Origin of the sequence: Photobacterium leiognathi, assembly GCF_030685535.1 — a bacterium.
Classification (GTDB): Bacteria; Pseudomonadota; Gammaproteobacteria; order Enterobacterales; family Vibrionaceae; genus Photobacterium; species Photobacterium leiognathi.
Map to the genome: position 1 here is coordinate 1,067,348 of NZ_CP131599.1, position 17,115 is coordinate 1,084,462.

The 17,115-nt window shown below is 41.1% G+C and carries 12 protein-coding genes and 1 pseudogene; 7 read left to right on the forward strand and 6 right to left on the reverse strand.

The window, feature by feature from the left end; all coding sequences use genetic code 11:
- Positions 1-73: 73 nt before the first annotated feature.
- Positions 74-898, forward strand: coding sequence for a phosphate ABC transporter substrate-binding protein (locus Q7674_RS04990; RefSeq protein ID WP_045062171.1), 825 nt, complete (start codon positions 74-76; stop codon positions 896-898).
- Between the two features lie 267 nt (positions 899-1,165).
- Positions 1,166-1,561, forward strand: a complete 396-nt coding sequence (locus Q7674_RS04995; RefSeq protein ID WP_045062170.1) for a PH domain-containing protein — start codon at positions 1,166-1,168, stop codon at positions 1,559-1,561.
- A gap of 76 nt (positions 1,562-1,637) precedes the next feature.
- Here Q7674_RS04995 and Q7674_RS05000 read toward each other — a convergent pair whose 3' ends face one another.
- Both Q7674_RS05000 and Q7674_RS05005 read right to left on the reverse strand, forming a co-directional pair.
- Complete coding sequence (locus Q7674_RS05000; RefSeq protein ID WP_305421919.1) at positions 1,638-2,819, reverse strand: amino acid aminotransferase; 1,182 nt, start codon at positions 2,817-2,819, stop codon at positions 1,638-1,640.
- A 310-nt stretch (positions 2,820-3,129) separates the two neighbouring features.
- The gene (locus tag Q7674_RS05005; protein ID WP_305421921.1) at positions 3,130-5,643 is read right to left on the reverse strand and encodes a CoA transferase; all 2,514 of its coding nucleotides are present in this window, start codon (positions 5,641-5,643) and stop codon (positions 3,130-3,132) included.
- Positions 5,644-6,088: 445 nt separating this feature from the next.
- On the opposite strand from Q7674_RS05005, the gene Q7674_RS05010 reads away from it, so the two are divergent.
- The 5 genes and pseudogenes from Q7674_RS05010 (at position 6,089) to Q7674_RS05030 (ending at position 12,702) form a co-directional block, all read left to right on the forward strand.
- A complete protein-coding gene (locus Q7674_RS05010) occupies positions 6,089-7,690 on the forward strand; it encodes a BCCT family transporter (protein ID WP_305421922.1) in 1,602 nt (533 codons plus the stop codon).
- A 146-nt stretch (positions 7,691-7,836) separates the two neighbouring features.
- A complete protein-coding gene (locus Q7674_RS05015; RefSeq protein ID WP_045062167.1) occupies positions 7,837-9,003 on the forward strand; it encodes an iron-containing alcohol dehydrogenase in 1,167 nt (388 codons plus the stop codon).
- Between the two features lie 73 nt (positions 9,004-9,076).
- Positions 9,077-10,567: a CoA-acylating methylmalonate-semialdehyde dehydrogenase gene (locus Q7674_RS05020; RefSeq protein ID WP_305421924.1), complete on the forward strand. Its 1,491-nt coding sequence runs from the start codon at positions 9,077-9,079 to the stop codon at positions 10,565-10,567.
- Positions 10,568-10,745: 178 nt separating this feature from the next.
- On the forward strand, positions 10,746-11,657 hold the full coding sequence (locus tag Q7674_RS05025; protein WP_305421926.1) for a LysR substrate-binding domain-containing protein: 912 nt from the start codon (positions 10,746-10,748) through the stop codon (positions 11,655-11,657).
- Positions 11,658-12,183: 526 nt separating this feature from the next.
- A pseudogene (locus Q7674_RS05030) lies at positions 12,184-12,702 on the forward strand (hypothetical protein).
- Between the two features lie 38 nt (positions 12,703-12,740).
- Here the strand turns inward: Q7674_RS05030 and Q7674_RS05035 are convergent.
- The 4 genes from Q7674_RS05035 to modA all read right to left on the reverse strand — a co-directional run bounded on the left by Q7674_RS05035 (position 12,741) and on the right by modA (position 17,107).
- The gene (locus Q7674_RS05035) at positions 12,741-13,436 is read right to left on the reverse strand and encodes an FCD domain-containing protein (protein ID WP_052671769.1); all 696 of its coding nucleotides are present in this window, start codon (positions 13,434-13,436) and stop codon (positions 12,741-12,743) included.
- A gap of 899 nt (positions 13,437-14,335) precedes the next feature.
- A complete protein-coding gene (gene modC / locus Q7674_RS05040; RefSeq protein WP_045062160.1) occupies positions 14,336-15,427 on the reverse strand; it encodes a molybdenum ABC transporter ATP-binding protein ModC in 1,092 nt (363 codons plus the stop codon).
- Complete coding sequence (gene modB / locus Q7674_RS05045) at positions 15,427-16,116, reverse strand: molybdate ABC transporter permease subunit (protein WP_045062158.1); 690 nt, start codon at positions 16,114-16,116, stop codon at positions 15,427-15,429. Before modB ends, modC begins: the two co-directional genes overlap by 1 nt.
- A gap of 220 nt (positions 16,117-16,336) precedes the next feature.
- A complete protein-coding gene (gene modA / locus Q7674_RS05050) occupies positions 16,337-17,107 on the reverse strand; it encodes a molybdate ABC transporter substrate-binding protein (RefSeq protein ID WP_045062156.1) in 771 nt (256 codons plus the stop codon).
- Between the last annotated feature and the right edge of the window lie 8 nt (positions 17,108-17,115).

The window sequence follows — 17,115 nt, forward strand, 5'->3', positions numbered from 1 at the left end:
TTTTTGAAACAAATTTGTCACATAGTCACATTAGTTTAGTGAGCAAATTACTAAGCAGCCTAAAGGACGCAACATGACTAAGTCACTTCTTACACTTTCATTAATTCTAAGCACTGTCGCAGTTTCAACCTCAGCGATAGCTGCAGAGCACATTGCTGTATCAGGTTCTACATCGGTAACGGATGTGATGGAAGTGCTAGGTGAAACTTATCACAAGAGTCACCCTGACGTATTTATCGATATCAATGGTACGGGCTCAAGTGCTGGTATTAAATCTTCAATTGAAGGTGTGAACGATCTAGGTATGGCATCACGTAACCTATCTGCAGAAGAGAAAAAAGCAGGTCTAATTGAAACTGAAATTGCACGTGATGGTATCGCTGTTGTTGTAAACCCGAAAAACCCGGTAAACAATTTATCAAAAGCACAAATTGAAAAACTATTTAAAGGCGAAATTACGCAGTGGTCAGCTGTGGGCGGTAACAGTGATCCTGTAGTAGTAACGACTCGTGAAAATGGTTCAGGTACGCGCGGTGCATTTGAAGAGTTAATGGAGCTAACCACCAAGATTAACGGCGTGAAAGTATCGACAATTAGCCAAAAAGCACAAGTGGCTAGCGGTAATGGTATTGAAAAGACCGTTGTTGCTAACAACAAAGATGCAATTGGCTTCGTTTCACTAGGCTCTATTGATGATACTTTAAAAGCTGTCAATGTTGATGGTCATAAAGCATCGGTTGAAGATGTAGTTAACAAGACTTACCCACTATCGCGTCCATTCTTAGTACTGAACCAACCAGGTAAACTAAAACCTGCTGCTAAAGAGTTTTTAGCATGGATCATGTCGCCTGAAGGACAAAAAATCATTAAAGATAAAGGCTATATTTCAATGTCTTAATCTTTAAGATTGCATCGCCACATGCCTTTCTGTGGCACGAATGAACTTTCACCCAAAGTATCTCGGTACTTTGGGTTGAAACATTTCTCTTCTCATGTTTTGTAACTGCTTTTCTCTATCACATCTCACTTTTTACCTAATGTTTACCTTAAGCTCTATCTCTTGATGTAATCTTGCATCTAGTGTAAAAAACACAATTCGATTAAAATCAAAAGCTACACGTAAATGAACTAATGTTTTAGTTATCAAGGATAAAAGGAATAACAAATGGGTCTTTTTAACGCGCTGTTAGGCAACGCAGGTGAAATGAGCATCGCTGACGCTACTGAGGAACTATCAACTATCCTTGGTCCAAACGAACAGATTGAATTAGCTTACAAGCTGGTTCGTGACATGATTGTTTTAACGGACTACCGTTTGATCCTTATTGATAAACAAGGTCTGACTGGTAAGAAAGTGGAATACCGTTCTATCCCTTACAAAGCAATCACTATGTATGCGGTGGAAACGAAAGGCCATTTCGATTTAGATGCAGAGCTAAAACTGTGGATTTCAGGTCAGCATGAACCAATGACACTGGAATTCAACGGCAAAACCAACGTTTACGCAATGCAAGGACTACTAGCTGCAAAAGTTGCAGGTAAATTACGCTTTATAGAGTAAACATTAAAAAAGCCTGTTTCTTCCTGCTTTCACTAGAAACGCACAGAAGAGACAGGCTTTGTTGTATTTAAAAGCGTTAGCGCGTCACACTTATCAACGCACCTGCTAAATGATCAATATGTTGTTCCTGAAGCCCTGCAATATTGATACGTCCGTCCCCTACTGCATAAATCCCATATTGTTCACGAAGTGCTAAGATCTGCTTAGGCGTTAACCCTGTTACCGAAAACATACCTTTGTGTTGTTCAATAAAATCAAACTGATCTGAACCACGCTGACGAATAGCTTGAGTTAGCCCTTTTCGCAAACGTAAAATACGACCATGCATTTGATCTAATTCATCTTTCCACGTTTGGGTTAACTGTTGGTCATTTAAAATTTCAGCCACTAAAGCTGCACCGTGATCAGGTGGCATAGTGTAGCTTGAACGTGCTAAAGTAAGAATACGACCTTTGGCTTTTTGCGCTTCTTGCTGGCTATCACTAATAATAATTGCAGCTCCTGTACGCTCACGATACAAACCAAAGTTCTTTGAACAAGAGGTAGCAACAACCATCTCTTCAACATTATCAGCCATGAACTTAAGACCTGCACCGTCTTGCTCTAAGCCATCACCAAAACCTAAATAAGCAATATCAACAAAAGGCATAAAACCGTTTTTATTCGCTAATGCTGTTATGGCTTGCCAATCTTCAAAGCTAATATCAGCGTCGGTCGGGTTATGACAACAGCCGTGCAGCAATACCACATCCTTAGGGCCTGCTTTCGCCAGTTCTGCTAACATTGCTTGGCTGTTAACTTGTTTAGTATCAGGATCAAAATACGGATAGAACTTTACTTTTAACCCAGACGCTTCCATCACTGGTTTATGGTTTACGTAACTTGGGTTTGTTAACCATACCGTTGTATCAGGCTGCGCGATATGAATAAGATCAGCCAACATACGAAGTGCGCCGCTAGCACCTGGGGTTTGTACTACCGCAGAGCGCGCATGTGCAGAGGAACCTGAAAGCAGTAAGTCCATCATCGATTGGTTAAATACTTCACTTCCAGCAAGTCCGACGTAAGATTTCGTCGTTTGTGTTTGCAACAGACGTTGCTCTGCTTGATAAATAGCTTGCATTATCGGAGTTTCGCCTTGGCTATTGCGATAAACACCAATACCTAAATCCATTTTGTTTTCACGAGGATCTTCTCGATATGCTATCGATAGGGAAAGAATAGGATCTAATTGAGCAGGAGAAAGCGATTTAAACATCAAATTAATTCCATTTATATAACAATAGAATTAAGTTATCACTTCATTTAATTAACGTCATCAGAAAAGCGACAGATAGTGCTCATTTAACAATAAATCACAAAACGAGCCTGTCATTCTGATAAATCATAGGAAATCGGCAAGCCACCACTTTTTGACTCAACAAAACGGAGAAGAACCTTATTTAATAAAACTCTATTAAAGTGGTAAGGTTAATCCAGAATTCATAAATTCAGTCTTCTGAATAACACATGCAAATAGTAAAGATAGAGTGATAACTTTATTCTCATCTGATATCAAAATTAGAAATTTAACTCGGTAAATACTCTTTTCCCCAATTAAGCCCAATAATTTTCCTTTCAATCATGTCAGTAATGGCATCATCGTTATACCCCAACATTTTGAGCACCTCTCGGGTTGAAGAGCCAAACCGTTCGGTCGGCGTTACTTTTTTAATGCTTGCTTCACTGGGGCGAATAGCATAATTGTCAATTTGAGTAACTGAGTGAGTACTTGGGTGATTTGGATCAAAAGAAAATGAGAAACTGCCTCGATCAATACCAGTGTTTCTATCAATAGGACGAGTGTATTTGGAGCGCAACTCTTCTATCGACCAAGGCGCAGCGGCGGCGATATTAACTATTTGGAAAGCTTTAGTCCAGTATTCACTCGATTGCTGTTTAAAAGCCTTCGTCAAAAACGTCGCTATTGATGTTTCGCTCTCAATGTTCTCTAAACCTTTTATATTAGACATCTTCGTCAATTCATCGGCTGTACTGTCGAGAAAAATCCAACCATCTTGAGTTTGATAAAATCGCGACAGTTCGTTACGACCTAAAAGATTTCGACCTGAGGGTTCGTCAATTGAAACGCGATCGTGATAATCAAGTGAAAAAGGCGTTTGAGCTAAATTGGTGATGGCAGAAAGAGAAGTACGGCAGCGGGATACTTTGCCCGTTTTGTGTTTGTGCAATAACGCTAAAGCGATTGAAAGCCCTGCTGCAAAGCCACAGTTCACGTCCAATGTGCCGATGTGAGCGTGCTCTTCAGGAGTTTTTGCACCGCCAAAACGCGTCATTATCCCGCTAGCAGCCTGAATAATATCATCGTACCCAATATAATCACTTTTCGGCCCAGAGTGAGGGCCACCGAAGCAATCTAAACGACAAAACAAAACATCAGGGTTGATGGTTTGTAAGCTTTTCTGATCTAACCCGAGAGGTTTTATTTGACGTTCAGGGGCGTTAATAACGATCAAATCCACTGAGCGTATCAGAGCATGCAAAATTGAACGGCCTTCATCCGTTATAATATCAACCAAGGTACTTTTTTTGCCGTTGCCCGCTAGAATAGCATAAACGATGCCAATCAAAGGGTCGTACATCGGCGTAACAGGATCCAGCTTGATCACTTCAGCACCAAACCGACTCAAGAACGCACAAGAGTGAGGGCCAGCAATGACATTGGTAAGGTCAAGCACACGCAATCCGTCAAGCCAGGCTTTATGGCTCGCCGTTTTGATCTCACTTCCACGTGGACGATGAGTAATTTCTTGTTCGGCGACCTGCTTTAAAAGGATAAGCGCATTGTCATATTCGATTGTTTGACGCGGTTTCGGTTGTAATAGAGATTCTGGGACATATTCAAACCACACCAGTGGGCCGGGTTGTAACATCTCTCCGTATTCAGGGTCATTAACCTTGACCATCAAACCTGATTGCGTCGTGTGCTCGTCATGGATCCATTCAAGGATATTTCGATGTGGAGCTCCGGGGATCCCACATTGGTAAAACAGTACCCCCCACTCTGCTGAAGTTCTAGTTAAAAACGCTTTTTTCATCCGTTCTGAAATGATGTGTGCCCATTTTTTAGGTAGAGGATAAACCCCAATGGACGTTTCCCCATCCCAATCAGCGATGGGTTGATAGAGATCTTCCACATCAGGTAACCCCATTTCGACTAGCTGATCATAGATCCCTAAAACTCTAAGACAGCGTTTAGCGTGATTACGATGTGAGGGACAAACGCAATAGAAGAAGCGAGCATCGGCACATTGATAGGTACGAAAAAACGGGTCTAGATACTCCTGCAGATCATCGTAACTGAGATCCATTGGTAATTGTTCTTGTTTTCGGCGTGCAATTTCAGCCTCGCGCATATTGATGTAGCGCAACGGCATGTTTTCAATGAGATAAGAGTTATAACTTAAACCTTCCATCAAAGCAGCGGCAATAGGCACCTCAATATGGTCGCCTCGACCAGTTTTTTCACGTTCCAATAATGCGAGCACAACCGAAGCTGCAGCCAATGAGGTAGCATAAGAAGAACCTAAAGGCAATGGAGAAAAGCTGGGGTTGATTCCCATTAATACACGGTTAAAGCCCATGTCATTGAACCCTCCACACGTTGCCGTGACAATCGCTTCTGTCGCTTTCCAACCTCGGCGAAGCGAGTCGCTACTGGCAAAGCCAGGGATAGATATGGTGATTAACTCTGGACGTTTGGCACGCAACTGCTCAAAGTCAATACCTAAATTAGCTAAAGTTCCGGGACGAAAGTTTTCTATCACCACATCAGCCCAATCAATCAATGCCTTGGCTTTCTCAAGACCGTCTGCTGTTTTAAGATTCAATTTTAAGCTTAATTTATTTCGATTTAGTACTGCATTAGCCGGATGTTTCCATTGAGGGCCTGATGGTGGATCGATATGGATAACAGTTGCTCCTTGATCTGCTAAAACCATCGCGACAGCAGGTCCCGCAATTTGTTGACCAAAATCAATGACTCGCACATGTCGAAGCGGCAATTCAGTGTTTTTATCCATTTAAACTTTCCTCACAGGTTGATTTGACCCAAGTCAATGCCGTAAGTAGGAAGCTTATGAAGAGAAAGACGAGCTCACTAGCAAAAAAAAATAGTACTGGTTAGCGATTAAATTTATGCCATCACCGATGAAGGGGATATTCTCAAATTTTAAACCTTTTAAAAACAACATCTAAACTTATTTGATGATATCAAAGCATCTCAAGCTATAAAAAATACCACCCCTTGCTCATGTTTTTTGTTTCTTTTATTGCACTTGCTATGCGCTAAAAATATTAAGTACTGAAATAGTGAAATCATTTGCCTACTGTGCCTATGAGCTCTGTCTGCTTGTCATGAAAGTGACCAATCAACTCAAGGAAAAGTAAAACCAGTAAAACTTCACTGGTTCAACCTAGCCGTTGTAGCTTGGCTGTGTCATTCATTAACACTGAAAAGGCGTTTTTATGAACAATCAGAGCGATATAAATAAATCAGCACTGTTTGCGGGTGCAAACCCAGTAATGATAATAGGGTCCGCCTTTTTGGTGGTGATATTTGTTTTGTTTACAGTACTGGCTCCAGAGTTAGCCAATAAATGGTACTCCGCAGCGAAAGATTACATAGCTTCTGATTGGGCTTGGTTCTACGTTGCCATCATGAGTGGCTTCTTGTTTTTTTCATTTTGGCTAATCATCAGTCGTTATGGAAATATCAAACTTGGTAAAGATAATGAGTCACCGGAGTTTAGTTTATTTGCCTGGTTTTCAATGCTGTTTGGCGCAGGTATTGGCATTGGTATATTGTTTTGGAGTATTGCCGAACCCATTTATCATTTCCAAAGCAATCCTTTTATAGAGGAAGGAAAGGCGCAAACGGTTGAGGCGGCTCAAGTCGCTATGAGGGTATCTATTTTTCATTGGGGCTTGCATGGTTGGGGGCTATTTGCTGTCATTGGTCTTGCCCTAGCGTATTTCTCTTACCGAAAAGGACTCCCACTTTCTATTCGTTCCAGTCTGTACCCCATTTTTGGTGATCGAATTTACGGACCAATCGGTCATGCTGCAGATTTGTTAGCGGTATTTGGTACTGTGTTTGGTATTGCTACCTCACTCGGGCTTGGAGCCCAGCAAATGAATGCTGGACTTAATCATCTTCTTGGCGTGGATATTTCGACAACCAATCAAATCATTTTGATAGTGGTGATATCTATTTTAGCAACCTTATCTGTATTATCTGGTGTTAATAAAGGTATTCGGATTTTGAGTGAATGGAACATGCGATTAACCATACTCATACTCGGCCTTTTTGTAATTTTCGGTCCAACCGCTTATGTATTGGGCGCAATTGTCACTAATACTGGTGATTACTTTGTAAATGCGATTGAACTTGGAATGTGGGTTAATCCAGACCCAGAAAATCAATGGCAAGGTTGGTGGACGGTCTTCTATTGGGGCTGGTGGATTGCATGGGCACCATTTTGTGGCGTATTCATAGCTCGTATCTCAAAAGGTCGAACAATCCGTGAATTTATCTTAGGTGTTCTCATTGCACCGACTATGCTAGCTATCATTTGGATTTCTATCTTTGGTAACACGGCAATGTACCTTGAACTTTATGGTTCAGGTGGAGTGGTCGAAGCTGTAAATAATGATTTGACTATGGCCTTGTTTAAAACAATTGAATTAATGAATGAAAACATATTTGTGACAAAAAGCATGACCATCATCTGTACATTCATGCTGGTAACCTATTTCATCACTTCAGCAGACTCTGCAACCTTAGTAGTGTGTACTCTTATTTCAATGGGTGATGAACACCCGCCGTCACGTTATCGAGTTTTCTGGGGAGCAGCAGTCGGTGCAGTGGCTGCAGTATTGTTATTTGCAGGCGGATTAAAAGCCTTGCAAACCGCTTCGATTGTTGCCGCGTTACCTTTTTCGTTTGTGGTGATCTTAGCTGCAATTGGTCTTTATAAATCGTTACGTTTAGAACCTTTACCAGCAGGTTCACAACATAAGGTTCAATCAAAACCCTTTAACCCAGAAGCAACTAAACAAGACTCATGAGGACAACTACACTTTTAATATGAGTAAAGATAAGTGTAATAGCTGCGGTAAGGTAAAGTAAAAAGTTAGGTGAACTGAATAAGTGAGTTGTCGTCATCAACTGTTCGCCCACTACACTGCAAATCTACTCTGAAAAAGAGGGAAATATGTCGACTTCAATCATTCTACCTAGGATTATGCAAATAGGAGAAGGTGCCAGTGATGACATCTCCAGTGTCGTACTAAGCCTTGGCTGTTATCATCCGTTGATTGTCACTGACAAGGTTATGGTGCAATTAGGCTACATTGCGACCATACAATCGAATCTGCGTGATAATGGGATTGAGTCTCAGGTATATGACGAAACCATTCCTGAGCCAACGACAGCATCTTTATTAGCTGGTGTTGACTTAGTTCGTCATGGTCATTTTGACAGCATTATTGCTGTAGGTGGCGGTAGCCCAATCGATAGCGCAAAAGCAATCAGCATTTTGGGTATACACGGCGGACAAATGCGAGACTACAAAGTACCGCGCATAGTGAATAAACAAGGTCTACCTGTGATTGCTATCCCCACAACAGCTGGCACAGGCTCAGAAGCGACCCGCTTTACGGTGATAACCGATGAGAAAACCGATGAGAAGATGCTTTGCATGGGAAATGGCTTTATGCCCACAGCTACGCTGTTGGATTTCAATCTCACTTTAAGCGCTCCCCCCCGTGTGACAGCAGATACCGGCATTGATGCCCTCACTCATGCGATCGAAGCATATGTAAGTCGAAAGGCTAATCAATACAGTGACTTTCAAGCGCTCACAGCCATGCGCCTTCTGACTGCCAACCTCAGGGCGGTGTTCCACGATGGATACAATAAGCCAGCTCGGAAATCTATGATGTTAGGAGCTCACCTTGCGGGTGTCGCGTTTTCCAATGCCTCAGTGGCCTTAGTTCACGGTATGAGCCGCCCAATTGGTGCTGCATTTCATGTGCCGCACGGTCTATCTAATGCCATGCTACTGCCAGCGGTAACAAGATTTTCCATTCCAGCTGCAACTGAACGCTATGCCGACTGTGCACGTGCCATGGGAATCGCCGAAGCGAGTGAAAGTGATAAAATAGCTAATGAAAAGCTAATTACAGAGTTAGAGTCACTCAACGAGGAATTAAAAGTGCCTTCGCTGGCAGAGTTTGGTGTTGAACGTAAGAAATTCTTTGAACTGATGCCGCTAATGGCAGAGCAAGCGTTAGCTTCAGGTTCACCTGATAATAACCCTGTGATACCAACTTCAGAGCAAATAATCGCGATCTATCAATCGCTTTGGGACGCCGTGTAAGCCTTAAATTATATTGAAACTCTTACCTCGGTAGGTAAGTTGGAAAATATCAATTACTTTAAAGGATAAAGCTATGAAAACCGTAGGTCACCTCATTAATGGTCAGCTTGTTGAACACGAAAGCTGTGTTCAAGATGTTTTCAATCCAGCAACGGGTGAGCCTTCTAAACAGGTTTCGCTTGCCACTAAGAGCACCGTTGAAGAGGCGATTTCTTGTGCGCAAGCGGCTTATCCAGCTTGGCGTAATACTCCCCCTATTAAGCGTGCGCGTATTATGTTCCGATTTAAATCTTTACTCGAAGAGCACGCAGAAAGAATCTGTAAACTGGTTGGAGAAGAGCATGGAAAAGTAAGACATGACGCCGCAGGTGAGTTGCAACGTGCGATAGAAAACGTTGAATTCGCTTGTGGAATTCCTGAACTCTTAAAAGGTGAACACACCAAAAACGTAGCTGAACAGATCGACTCATGGAGTGAATTTCATCCGCTGGGCGTGGTTGCGGGTATTACTCCTTTTAACTTTCCTGTAATGGTGCCTATGTGGATGTTTCCGCTGGCTATAGCCTGTGGTAACACGTTTATATTAAAACCGTCCGAACGCGTTCCTAGCGCAACGTTATACGTGGCTAACCTGCTTCATGAGGCAGGCTTACCGGACGGGGTATTAAATGTAGTAAATGGCGATAAAGAAACGGTCGATGTATTACTGAGCGACAAGCGTATAAAAGCAATCAGTTTTGTCGGTTCAACGCCTATAGCACAATCTATCTACACTGCTGCATGCTTGCACGGAAAACGTTGCCAAGCACTGGGCGGAGCAAAAAATCATGCGGTATTAATGCCTGATGCAGATATCGACAACGCCGTTAATCAATTGCTAGGCGCGGCATTTGGCTCATCGGGTGAACGATGCATGGCATTATCAGTTGTAGTAGCTGTTGGAGATAGCGTGGCCGATTCGCTAGTAAAAAAAATGTGCAATGAGATGCAAAAGCTCAAAGTAGGGGCCTATGACGATAATGGTAATGATTTTGGCCCGGTGATCTCCCAAGCGCATAAACAAAAAGTTCTCGGTTACATTGACAGTGCAGAAGCTGATGGGGCTACAGTGGTAGTAGATGGGCGAAACGTTTCAGTATCCGGTTATGAAAAAGGCTTCTTTGTTGGTGCTACTTTGCTGGATCATGTAACAACAGATATGCAAAGCTATCAAAAGGAGATTTTTGGGCCAGTAATGCAAGTCGTGCGTGTGCAAAGCATGGAAGACGCCATAACTTTGATTGATAATCACGAATACGGCAATGGGACTTGCGTTTTCACACGTGATGGTGAAGCAGCACGCTATTTTTCCGATAATATTGAAGTTGGCATGGTTGGAATTAATGTTCCGTTACCTGTGCCAGTGGCCTATCACAGTTTTGGCGGATGGAAGCACTCATTATTCGGTGACCTGCACGCCTATGGCCCCGATGGAGTAAAGTTTTACACTAAACGTAAAACTATTACTCAGCGCTTACCATCGAGTGGCGTCCGTGAAGGAGTGAGTTTTTCTTTCCCAAGTTAATTTGTTATCAATGATAACAGTCATTAATGTTGTACTAACTAAAATTAGGTCACATCACAGAAACTCTCCCCTGAATGTTACTTAGCTATACTAAAGATGGTAAACGGTTTATTGCTCAGAGCATGCTTAATATCATCTTTAATCTTTATAGAGGTGACTAGAGTTTAAGGGGGAGACTATGACTAGAAAAAGACTACCGCCACTCAATTGGCTGCGAGCGTTTGAAGTGTCAGCCAAACATTTGAACTTTACTCAAGCCTCTTACGAATTAAGCTTGACTCAAGCTGCCGTAAGTCATCAAGTAAAAGGGTTAGAAGCATATCTTGGCGTCCTTTTATTCAAAAGATTGCCGCGCGGTTTAGAGTTAACGCAAGAAGGTAAAGCCTATATTCCAGTAGTAAGTCAAGCTATAAATAAGCTTATTGGAGCTACAGATGAATTATTTGGCTCTAATAACTCTAAGCCTCTTATCATTAAAGTTAATCTTGTCTACTTTTTGAATTATTTAGCCCCGCGGTTGAACGATTTTATAACACAATACCCAGAGATAAATCTTAATATTGTCAGCAATATTTGGTCGGAGGATGGTGAAAAAGACTTCCACTTTGATATTCGCCATGGTGAAGGGTGTTGGACAGATGTGTATTTTGATAGGATTACTTGGGACAAACTACTCCCAGTATGCCATCCGATTTGCGTAAACGGTAAAGAACCTCCCTCATCCCCTAATCAATTGAACAACTATCAGCTATTGCATGTGATTGGCTATCGTTCTGGTTGGCAGCATTGGCTAGATCAAAGTGGGTTTCATCATATTGACGTTTCAGGCGGAATTAGATTAGATACGCTCGCTTCAGCAATGCGTTTGGCAGAGGTCGGAGTGGGAATAGCTTTAGGGAGGAGTTCATTGATCCATGAAGCGGTTAAAGAAGGCAGACTACTTATACCTTTCAAGCAAGAGATCGCAACAAATGAAGCATTCTACTTAATTAGCCGTCCTACGACTTTTGAGAATCCTGACGCGATTACTTTTCGTAATTGGATACTATCACAAGTCACTAATTCTGATTTGAAAGACCTGCAATGCTAATTATTGATGTGAGTGTCTGCGTATAATTATCGTCAATACTCAGCTGTGAAATAATTGCTAAACTGCTTTTTAGTACTGTGATGGGCGACTATTTAAACGAGAAAATATCCCCACTTTTCATATGGTTAGATAACAACATCTTCACAAGGTTTATTTATGAAATGAAGCGTGTCTGCACGGAACTAATGAAAATCAACAGTACCTGATCAATAGAGATATATTGACACTCAATCAAATCTATAAACATATCGAAAACAACCGAAGAAACGAATAGTGCTAATTTTGCTCTCTTGTGAAGTCTTAATTCATCTAGAAATACATCAATAACCCAAATCCTTCTTTTGACTTCATTACCAAGTACTTTGTCATGCTAACTGTAACATTGCTTTACGTAGTGGTGAGTCCCCTACTTTATAATACACCAGGTTTTATATAATAAGTGCAACGCTCATAGAAAGGCGGAGACGAGAAGGCAAACTGCTGAAAGTGGTACGCTCTTCTCGCCAATGAAACAAGCAGTACTACCATGAGTTATCAGCAATTCACCGAGGGGAGAAAATACAGATTTCTACCCTTTATAACTTGGAATTTCAATCTCTGACATTGCCCAAAAAGTGAAGTGCCACCGTACGAAGTTTTATAGTGAGTTGAAAAGAAACCGAGCAAGCGGCCAATATTGTCCCAAACACGTTCACGCATCTTCTGATAGCATGCTCATAAGTATCGAATACCCGTTGAGCGTATTAAATTTGTCCATCTATTGCTTAGCGTAGATTGGAGTCCTGAGGAGGTTGCGAATGTTCAGACAAAAGCAAGAGCATCAATCAGCCACGAATGGATTTATCACCATATCGGCCAAGACAAACGTCAGGGTGGTAAGCTCTATCGCCATTTAAGGCAATATGTGAAGAAAGGAAGGGACTTGAGAACGGTGACTGATGACGATATTCAGTTTGCTCAATCAAGGATTAACAACCATCCTAAAAAGTGTTTAGGGTTCAAGCAACCAGCCGTTATTTTCAAAGAAATGGCAATGGCCGCTTGATATTAGATAGTGTCGCACTTCGAAGCTGAATTCGGGTCTTAGTATCGTAAGTTACCTGAAATTGAGCTTAGGCATGTTGCTTGTTCAATACTGGTATATAAACGCTCTACATGCGCATACAGTAATTTACTTGCAAGATCAGCATCTCGTCGTAAAACAGCATTCATCACCGCTTCATGTTCACCATGATCATGATAACGATTCACAGGCGCGATATCTTTCCCCAATAAGAAATGACGATAACGATCTTGTTGATCGTAAATATGAGAAAGGATGTCTAACAGAAATTCAGATCCTTTACATTCAACAATGGCAAGGTGAAACTCTTTATGGCGTTTATCCCACTCATCCACATCAAAGTCTTCAGAGTCAGGATCTAAACGACTAAGTTTATGAAAAGCAGTAAGGATATTTAACTCCCATTGCTCATCGCCGACAGCCACTGCTTCTTTCAACGCTAAACGACCAATAGCAAAACGACTCTGAATAATATGCCTTAATTCATCAAGCGATACATCAGCAACCCAAAAACCTTTTTGTGGCTTCATCACCAAGTATTTTTGCCACGCTAATTGCACCATTGCTTCACGTAGTGGTGAGCCCCCTACTTTATAATGTGCTTTTAAATCATTAAGTACTAACTTCTGCCCAGGCTGATAAGTCCCATTGAGAATGTCTTTCTTAATAACAGAAATTAAACGATCACTGATCGTCGTAAATTCAACTTTCTCCATTACTATTTACTATTACCTATTTAAAACTGACTAAATTGTTATTCTTATTATTTGATGATATTCCAGTTTTCACTGACTGTGAAATGATGAAAGCGCTAACACCTTAATTTCACTTACAATTAACACATTTCAATCACAAACCTAGCAATGATAATATTAAGCTATTATGCAATTAAATACATTTGTATCGCTATAGCTGATTATTAATTTTTCAATTATCACTGTTAAAAGACAACGATAAGTTAATGATAAAAAACAAAGGTACAATTATTGTTAATAGTTTTCGCTATCAATGATAGTTAATTGTTTTAAATAAATCCATTACTCAAAACAATTAAGTTAAATTTATAATTAAATTGTTATTATATATAGACATTAACCTAACAAAATCCCCCCAAATAAATTAAGGTCATTTTATAATTAGTCCGAAGTAATAATATAATCCCATTTTATTCATATTTGAAAAATCGATTACTCAATATTGGAATATTATTCAACAACCAGCAAATGTAAGACCCGTTAAAACTCAGAAGTTCATAATATCACGGCAATAGTATACTACTGATTCTTCAACCAAACTAAGTTCGTTCAAACTCAACTATAGTTACGAGGCTTTTAGAATTAACTTTTAAAAACTTTGCTCTTAGACAAATAACGGCAATACTTTGGTCTTACAAGCTCGCTTTGCAGGATAAAAAAACAGCTTGTACCTAAATGACTTCAAATTAACGGATTCAGAACGTTGTCACACATCGAGTTTAAGGAAAGCAACGAAGTGTAATAATTGTCTATTTCCAAGTTGCGTGACACTGGAATCAGGGCTGTAACATGTTTCCAAAGGGTGAGTTTCTTTCCTTGACTTGGGTATAATTCTTTAACTATCGTCATATTAAGTATGGCTAAGCTAAATCATCTTTAGTGACATTCACACCCTTAATTTGGGCATAAACCTGCTCACCAATTTTCAAATCCAACTCATCTGCTGCCCATGCGGTAATATTTGCCCATAAGTGTGTTTCACCAACACGAAGTTTCACTTCAACACGCTCATCTTCAGCATAATGAATTTTATCGACTCTCGCCGCCAAAATATTACGGATACTGGTTTGTAATGGCATTTCGCGGGCAATAGAGACATCGTTAGAGAAAATACGTACTCTGACCCACTCACCACGTTGTTGATGTAAACGACTCACCCATAGGAAAGAGTTATGACTTAACATCACCTGCGTTAACGCATATTTAGGATGGTTGTAATTCACTCGAGCACTAAGCAGTGAGCTTTGTTCTTTTGCAGGTAACCATGGGCGCATTTCTGGTGAACTCCACACCGAGTTAACATGACCAGAAATCACTACTTTGCCTTGGTTTAGCATCACCATAGAATCAGCAAGACGCAAGATCTCATCAAGGCTATGAGTGACATAAATAATTGGGGTATTTACACTTTTTGCTAATCGCTCTAGATATGGCATTAATTCCTGTTTACGCGGCATATCCAGAGATGCTAATGGCTCATCCATTAACAACATATCAGGCTTTGTCAGTAATGCTCGACCAATGGCAACACGCTGTTTCTCGCCTCCAGAAAGTGACGAGGGGTAACGGTGTAATAAAGGCTCGATACCAAGCAGTTTTACGACATCATTAAAATGCGCTTCATCAGGCACTTTTACGCCGTAGTTTAAATTACCTTGTACGCTGTAATGAGGAAACAAACGCGCATCTTGGAATACATAGCCAATCTTTCGCTTATCCGGTGATAAGAAGATCTTCTTTGCGCTGTTATATAAGGTGTGATCACCAAGTTTGATCTCACCCTGATCGGGTTTAGTCAGCCCTGATAACACATTTACTAATGAGGTTTTACCTGCTCCAGAGCGTCCAAAAATCGCAGTGATCCCTTTCATCGGTACGTTTAAATCAACATCTAAAGCCAAATCACCAAGCTGTTGCTTAAACTGGATCTTTAATCGTTTACTTTCCGACATTACATCACTTCCAAGCGTTTTCTTGCCATACGAGTTAACCACTCAGAAGCAAACAATGAAGAAAGCGCAATCACAATCGCTACCACACATAAACGGGCTGCTTCACTTTCTGCACCCGGTGTTTCAATAAAGGAATACATGGCTAATGGGATCGTTTGGGTTTGTCCTGGAATATTCGACACAAAAGTAATAGTGGCACCAAACTCACCTAAGGCACGCGCAAAGGCTAAAATGGTCCCTGTCAGAATACCGGGGATCGTTAAAGGCAAGGTAATGGTCATGAATACCCGTAATGGTGATGCACCTAATGTACGCGCCGCTTGTTCTAGCTTTTTATCGACTCCTTCTAACGCTAAGCGGATCGAACGAACCATCAGCGGAAATGACACCACTGCAACAGCCAACGCCGCTCCACGCCAGCTAAAACTAAAGCTAAAACCAAACCAGTCATACAGCCACTTACCTATTACCCCTTGGCGTCCCATGGAGATCAATAGCAAATAACCAATAACGACAGGAGGTAACACTAATGGCAGGTGGATCATCCCATCAAGTAAGGATTTACCCCAAAAATTACGGCGTGCTAATAACCAAGCACAAGCAATGCCGAAAGGAAGGCTACATAGCACTGCCACACTTGAAATTTTTAAACTGAGCAGTAGCGCTTGTAATTCATAATCTGTTAGCAAAGCAAACAATCCTGTGTTTCAAACCACAAACCTATGCACTTTCAAGCACAGGGGTTTTAATCATAGCGGTAGCATAAGTAATCAGCTAACTAGAGTCAGTAACGATTTCCATAAAACATCGTAATTGCTCTTAAAATAAACAAAAAAGCACCGAAATATCTTATTCAGTGCTCTTCATTGCGTATTATTTTCGTCTTAAATGACATTAAGACAAATGTGATTATTTAACAGTACCAAAACCATACTGTTTGAAAATAGCTTTGGCTTCATCATGCTGTAAATATTGATAAAACGCCTTTGCCGCTGGCGTGTCATTGCCTTTTACTAATGCCATAGGGTAAGTGATTGGCTTATGAGAATCTTCTGGGAATGTCGCCACAATTTTTACTTTCTTGGAAATTTCCGCATCGGTTTTATATACGATACCCAATTTGGCTTCGCCACGCTCAACTAACACTAACGCAGAACGTACATTATTAGCACGTGCCAATAGTGGCTCCGCTTGCTTCCACAAATGCATAAATTCTAATGACTGTTTAGCATAGCGCCCTGCTGGTACATTGTCAGGATTGCCCACAGCCAAACGTGTACCATCTAATGCTTTGCTTAAATCCCAGCTAGCAGAAATTGAAATATTATTTTGAGGATAGTCCGTTGGTGCCACCATCACTAAGCTATTTTTCAACACATCAACACGACTGTTATCAATCACAGCGCCCTGCTGCTCGACATAGTCCATCCACTTTTCGTTAGCGGAAAGGTAAATATTCGCAGGTGCACCTAATGCCACTTGACGTGCTAACGCAGAAGAGGATGCGAAAGATAGCGTCGTTTTTACGCCTGTTTCTTGTTGGTATTTGGCGGCTATATCATTTAACGCATTGGTTAATGACGAAGCAGCAAAAACGGTAATATTGTTATCAGCAGCAGAAGCTGAAATTGAAAAAAGCGAGAAAACAGCTGCGGTAGCTAAAACCAATTTGCGTGACATAAAGTGCT